At 52.4% G+C, this 5,464-nt stretch carries 7 protein-coding genes; 5 read left to right on the top strand and 2 right to left on the bottom strand.

Annotated features, from left to right (window positions below; genetic code table 11):
• The first annotated feature begins 152 nt into the window (after positions 1–152).
• The 4 genes from ACZ25G_RS00830 to ACZ25G_RS00845 are packed head-to-tail and all read left to right on the top strand — an operon-like array spanning position 153 to position 2,950.
• Positions 153–770 (top strand): DUF5067 domain-containing protein, encoded by a 618-nt coding sequence (locus ACZ25G_RS00830; protein WP_463681203.1) that lies wholly within the window; start codon positions 153–155, stop codon positions 768–770.
• A gap of 16 nt (positions 771–786) precedes the next feature.
• Positions 787–1,134, top strand: a complete 348-nt coding sequence (locus tag ACZ25G_RS00835; protein WP_463681204.1) for a nucleotidyltransferase family protein — start codon at positions 787–789, stop codon at positions 1,132–1,134.
• Positions 1,118–1,504: a nucleotidyltransferase substrate binding protein gene (locus tag ACZ25G_RS00840; RefSeq protein ID WP_191509554.1), complete on the top strand. Its 387-nt coding sequence runs from the start codon at positions 1,118–1,120 to the stop codon at positions 1,502–1,504. Before ACZ25G_RS00835 ends, ACZ25G_RS00840 begins: the two co-directional genes overlap by 17 nt.
• Positions 1,505–1,561: 57 nt before the next feature.
• A complete protein-coding gene (locus tag ACZ25G_RS00845) occupies positions 1,562–2,950 on the top strand; it encodes a recombinase family protein (protein ID WP_463681205.1) in 1,389 nt (462 codons plus the stop codon).
• 7 nt (positions 2,951–2,957) lie between these two features.
• On the opposite strand, the gene ACZ25G_RS00850 is transcribed toward ACZ25G_RS00845, so the two are convergent.
• Positions 2,958–4,283, bottom strand: a complete 1,326-nt coding sequence (locus tag ACZ25G_RS00850) for a FeoB small GTPase domain-containing protein (RefSeq protein ID WP_463681206.1) — start codon at positions 4,281–4,283, stop codon at positions 2,958–2,960.
• Between the two features lie 70 nt (positions 4,284–4,353).
• Positions 4,354–4,593, bottom strand: coding sequence for a FeoA domain-containing protein (locus tag ACZ25G_RS00855; protein WP_191482746.1), 240 nt, complete (start codon positions 4,591–4,593; stop codon positions 4,354–4,356).
• A gap of 157 nt (positions 4,594–4,750) precedes the next feature.
• On the opposite strand from ACZ25G_RS00855, the gene ACZ25G_RS00860 reads away from it, so the two are divergent.
• Complete coding sequence (locus ACZ25G_RS00860) at positions 4,751–5,200, top strand: metal-dependent transcriptional regulator (protein ID WP_463681207.1); 450 nt, start codon at positions 4,751–4,753, stop codon at positions 5,198–5,200.
• Positions 5,201–5,464 lie beyond the last annotated feature (264 nt).

Genomic DNA, 5,464 nt, shown 5'->3' on the forward strand with positions numbered 1-5,464 from the left:
AGCGGGTGTACATCCATAAGGACTACATCGAATTGCGGCCAGAGAATCCCGCATACACATCGATTATCTTGCGCAAAGAAGAAATAAACGAGGTAGCTATAGAAGGTCGAGCTGTAGGCTTGTGCCGGGGTCTATAAGAGGAGGAAAAGTATATGAGATTTGGGGATTTGTTTATGAAGAAAGAAAATCAAGCCCTTGTTATGAAAACGAAACGGCTGATTACAGGACTCGTTGTTGCAGCTATGCTGGTGTCGTTGTCTGCTTGCTGTACGGATACTGACAGCTCTTCCCAGACACAGTCCGGCGGTTCTGAAGCAAGCATTTCCTCATCGGATGCTGTGAATTCAGAAAGTGAGTATTATTTTAAAGACAACATCCTTGTGTCAGAAGATGTAAAAATTGAAATTACTGATTGGAAGGTAATCCCGGTGGGTGAAGCGGGAAACGAATACGGTGATGCTCCCGTAATTGCGTTCTGGTATAATACTACAAATCTGAGCGAAAAAGATAGCATTACCCCACTAACAGCATGGTTTGCCATGTTTACCGTGGTTCAAGATAACGATCCCAATATGGTAAATAAACTTGATGCGGCTTCACATCCAGACAATGAGCTGTTGGATAACCAAACAGCTCAAATTAAGCAGAATGGTACTGTTGCAAATGCGGTAGCGTATACCCTTACCGATGAGACTACGCCGGTTGTCCTCAAGGCAACAAAAGGAATCTTGGGTGAAGAACTAGGAGAGCAAACCTTTGAAATAGCATAATAAAAATCCCGCCTCAGTGCTGGAACACCGAGACGGCTTTAAAGTAGCGGGAAATATCATTTTGAAGGAAGACACAGCCATGAAAGACATCTATCGTCAAATCGTTTCCCTTGCTCAAAAATATCGCGCCTCCCGGATCGTTTTGTTCGGATCCCGGGCTCGGGGGGATTTCCGCCCGGCCAGCGACATCGATATTGCGGTGTACGGGATGCCCCAGGAAAACCGCCCCGGCTTTTGGATGGAGGCGGAAGAGCTTCCCACCCTCCTCAAACTGGACATTGTCCATGTGGAGCCTGGGATGGATCAGGGGTTTCTGACCAATATTGAAAAGGAGGGAATTATCCTTTATGCAGAAGATCAATAACTATCTTCGGGCCCTGTCCCAGCTGGAGAAGGCGGTGGCCGCTTATGAAAAGGCGCCGGAGGACGCCCTCTATCGAGACGGCCTCATCCAGCGGTTTGAGTTTACGGTAGAGCTGGCCTGGAAATCCATCAAAGAATATCTGGAGGATCAGGGCGCCGTTATTTCTATCAATACGCCCAGAGCCATTTTGAAGGAGGCCTTTGCCGCGGGGATCATCACGGACGGGGAGCAGTGGAACGCCATCCTCACCGCCCGCAATGTCACCTCCCACGTATACGACGAAAAGACGGCGGACGGCATTGCAGGTAATATCTGCCGGGACTTCTTACCGGCGCTTCGGGAGCTGGCTCGTTTTTACTCCCAGAATTAAAAATAACGCAGGGCAGATATATTTACTGCCCTGCTTTCTCTTTCGGAGGTGGATGGGATGTTTCGTGTTTTTGGCTATGTCCGTGTGTCTACGGAAAACCAGCTGGAAAACTACAGTATTGACGAACAGATAGAGCGGATCAAGGGTTACTGCACCGCCAAAGGCTGGGAACTTCTGAAAATCTACACAGACGGCGGCTTTTCCGGCGGAAATATGGACCGCCCCGCCCTCTCCCAAATGCTTCTGGATATTACCGCCGGTGGGGTTGACGCTATCGTGGTCTACAAACTGGACCGTCTCAGCCGCAGCCAAAAGGATACGCTGACCTTGATCGAGGACAAATTTCTGCCCAACGGGGTGGATTTTATCTCCATCAATGAAAACTTTGACACCTCCACCCCCTTTGGCCGGGCAATGATCGGCATTCTGTCCGTATTCGCCCAGCTGGAAAAAGACCAGATTACCGAGCGCTTCACCATGGGCCGCATCGGCCGGGGGAAAGCGGGCTATTACCACGGAGGGCCGACCCCTCCCACCGGGTATGATTATAAAGACGGGCTCCTGGTGGTCAACGAATACGAGGCGGCTATTGTCCGCGAGATTTTCTCCCTCTTCCTGGCGGGAAAAAGCATCAACAGCATTGTCTCCCACTGCCGAAGCCGCTACCCGCTCAAATGGTCTGCCGCCAAGGTGGCCCATATTCTGCGCAACAGCGTATACATCGGCAAAGTCAAATATGCGGGCGTGGAATATGACGGCATTCACGAGCCGATTGTTTCGGTGGACGACTATGAAAAAGCCCTTCAGCTATTTTCCTCTGCCCAGCGGGAAAACAGGAAAACCACCAGCCAAAAGACACCTTTCCGGGCTGGATACCTTCTTTCCAGCCTGGTATTCTGTGCCCGGTGCGGCGCTAGGTACAGCGCCAATCACGGTTATTACCGCTGTTATTCCCGGGCCAAAAGCAGCAAGCGGTTTATCGCCGATCCCAACTGCAAAAATGATAACTGGGAAATTGGGACGCTGGATAACTATATCCTTTCTCAGATCAGAACACTGCTGGATCAGGAAGAGGCACTGCAAGCGGTGATCTCCCGCTCGGTCCCAGCTGAGGAAAGTTCTCCTATCCACAAAGAAAAAATCCAGAAACGCATCTCGGAAATTGACCTGCAAATGGGCCATATCATCGATCTCTACCAGATCGGCAGCATTCCCATGGAGGAGATCGCCAAGAGGGCCAAGGCGCTGGAAGCGGAGCGAAAGTCCCTCCAAAGCCAGCTGGAGCACAAGCCCATCCCCTCTGTCCAGCGGTTTCTGGATTCTCTCGACGCCTTTCGACAGGGTTTTAGCGGCAGCGACATGGACACCAAAAGAATGTATGTTGCCAGCATCATCGAGGGCATTTACATTGACGGCAATACTGTATCCATCAAATGGCGGGTATAATCGCTGTTTACAAAATTGTATATGCCATGCATATCGTCAACGCCTGCTTTCCACAGGCGGCGGCTTTTTTAAAGTATTGGTCCAGATTAAAAGCCACCCGCGGCAGATAGCCGGAATCCTCTAGCAGAGTAAACAGGGGAAAAAAGATTGCCATCGGCGGCAGCATCACCGAAACCACCCACGCCAGCACCCGATAGACTCCCTGAATCAGAGCCCCATACAGCCAGCTGGGAGCACCGCACCACAGCAGAAAATCCCCCAACCGGTCTCCCAACCAAAAAAGTCCGTCGGATAACCACTGGGAGGGATAGTTGGCGCCGGTAATGGTCAGCCAGAAAATGACCGCCAACAACAGGAGCATCACCGGAATTCCCGTCCACCGGCTGGTCAAGATCTTATCCAGCCTCCTGTCCCAAGCGCTGTAATTGCTCCTTCCAAAGGATACCACATCGCCGCATATGTGTTCCGCTGTCATCACCAGGCAGGAGACAATGTCGTCCTTCATCTTTTCCGGGGAAATCCCGCTTTTTCTTAACCTTTCCCTTGCCTCCTCTAATTTTTCCGCCACAAGGGGATCTTCCCGCAGATCTTCTTCTAAATATTCCGTCAGGCTTTGAACCAGTGAAGGCTCCTGATCCAGAAGCTTTAGGGAAATCCACCGGGCATTCAGCCTTTTTCCCAGCTTCTCCGCCACAACAGGCTCCAGTAGGGCGATGGCATCCTCAATGGGCTTGGTATAGCGGACTTTCACCGTTTCCCGCCGTTCCTTTTGGAAGACTGTCGCCTCCACCTGATCCATCAGCTCGGTCAGGCCCTTTCGGCTGCGGGCGCTAGCTCCCACCACCGGCACCCCCAGGTTTTCGGCGAGCTGGCTGCAGTCGATGCGGATATTTTTGCGCCGCGCCTCATCCATCAGGTTGACACAGACTACCACCCGGTCGGTAATCTCCAGGGTCTGGAGTACCAGGTTCATGTTCCGCTCCAGACAGGTGGCGTCGCAGACTACCACCACCGCATCCGGCTCCCCGAAGCAGATGAAATCTCTGGCCACCTCCTCTTCAGCGGAGTGGGCCAGCAAGGAGTAGGTGCCAGGAATATCCACCAGGATATATCCCTTTCCCTTATGTACAGCCCTGCCCTGGGCATTGGTCACCGTTTTTCCCGTCCAATTTCCTGTATGCTGCCTGAGCCCCGTCAGCTCGTTGAAAACCGTGCTCTTCCCCACATTGGGGTTGCCCGCCAGCGCCACCACTTGGTCGTTGATCTCTGCCCGCTCGATGGTCAGCCCCCGGTCCACGGCGCCAAGGCCGGTGGACTTTGCTGTCAAGCCCATATGCTCGCCCTCCATTCACACAAAAGCGCGGATGATCCACCCATCCGCGCTGTCTCTGTACCCTTCGGCTTTAACTGTATTGGACTACCACCTGAGAGGAGTCCTCAGAACGCAGCGCAATGACGGCGCCGCGGATTAAGTAGGCCACCGGATCCCCCGCCGGACTTTTTTGCAGGCAGGTGATGTTGGTTCCCTCAATCAGACCGATGTCCTGGAGCCTGCGGCGCATACTCCCGGTGGAGAGGAGGCAGCTTACCCGTGCCGACTGCCCCTCCTGGATTCCATTGAGGGTGACGCGATGTTCATTCATATTGTCATACTCCTGTTCATAAAATGAGAATATATCCATTGTGATCCCCTGTTGCCAGGGGACGAATGATTGTGAGATTTAGGGAAGGGAAACTCTATTTCCTTGTACTAATTTATTCCCGTCCCCCGGCGGTTGCCACAACTTTTTGGAGGAGCCCATGAATCATGAATACCGCACCCTGAAAGGATACAAGCTCCGGGACCACCGGGAGATCACCGACGCTATGGAGGACTATCTGGAAATGATCTGCCGCTCTGCCCAGCAGGAAGGCTATGCCCGCATCAACCATCTGGCTTTAGCCCTGGGGGTGCGTCCTTCCTCCGCTTCTAAGATGGTGGGCAGTCTCAAGGAGCTGGGCTATGTGGATTCCGAAAAATATGGCATTGTCAAGCCCACCGAAAGGGGCTGGAAATTGGGCCGCTATCTTCTCCACCGCCATGAGGTTCTCCACACCTTTCTGTGCCTGCTCAACCACACCGAGGACGAAACCGAGCAGGTGGAGCAGATGGAGCATTTCTTTCAGGAGTCCACCATCCACAACCTAGAAAAACTAATTTGCTTTCTTCAAAAAGGGGATTTTCCTCAAAATAAGCCCTCCGGCAGATAGTCGGAGGGCTTTTGTGTTCGTTTTCTTCCTGATTCCTGCGGAATAGGCGCCGTTTTTCCCTCCCCGCTGTTGTTATCCCGCATAAAATCCGGAAATTTCCAAAAGATATTCAACAGGGGCCCGGAATAAACCGCAAAACTTGGGGAAATAGCCTTCTTTCTCTGCGGCAGAAGCTCCGTATCCGCCCCAGATTTTCCGTCAAAGGAGGGGCAGGATGCTCTACCTTGTCTGTGTTTCCCTTTGCGGGGAGGAACCGATGGATTT

The organism is Zongyangia sp., assembly GCF_965361945.1.

Excerpts from the sequence above, each read along its gene's own strand:
- ACZ25G_RS00845 (WP_463681205.1), top strand. The coding sequence starts at position 1,562 with ATGTTTCGTGTTTTTGGCTATGTCCGTGTGTCTACGGAAAACCAGCTG.
- ACZ25G_RS00855 (WP_191482746.1), bottom strand. The coding sequence starts at position 4,593 with ATGAATGAACATCGCGTCACCCTCAATGGAATCCAGGAGGGGCAGTCG.
- ACZ25G_RS00840 (WP_191509554.1), top strand. The coding sequence starts at position 1,118 with ATGCAGAAGATCAATAACTATCTTCGGGCCCTGTCCCAGCTGGAGAAG.
- ACZ25G_RS00830 (WP_463681203.1), top strand. The coding sequence starts at position 153 with ATGAGATTTGGGGATTTGTTTATGAAGAAAGAAAATCAAGCCCTTGTT.
- ACZ25G_RS00860 (WP_463681207.1), top strand. The coding sequence starts at position 4,751 with ATGAATCATGAATACCGCACCCTGAAAGGATACAAGCTCCGGGACCAC.
- ACZ25G_RS00850 (WP_463681206.1), bottom strand. The coding sequence starts at position 4,283 with ATGGGCTTGACAGCAAAGTCCACCGGCCTTGGCGCCGTGGACCGGGGG.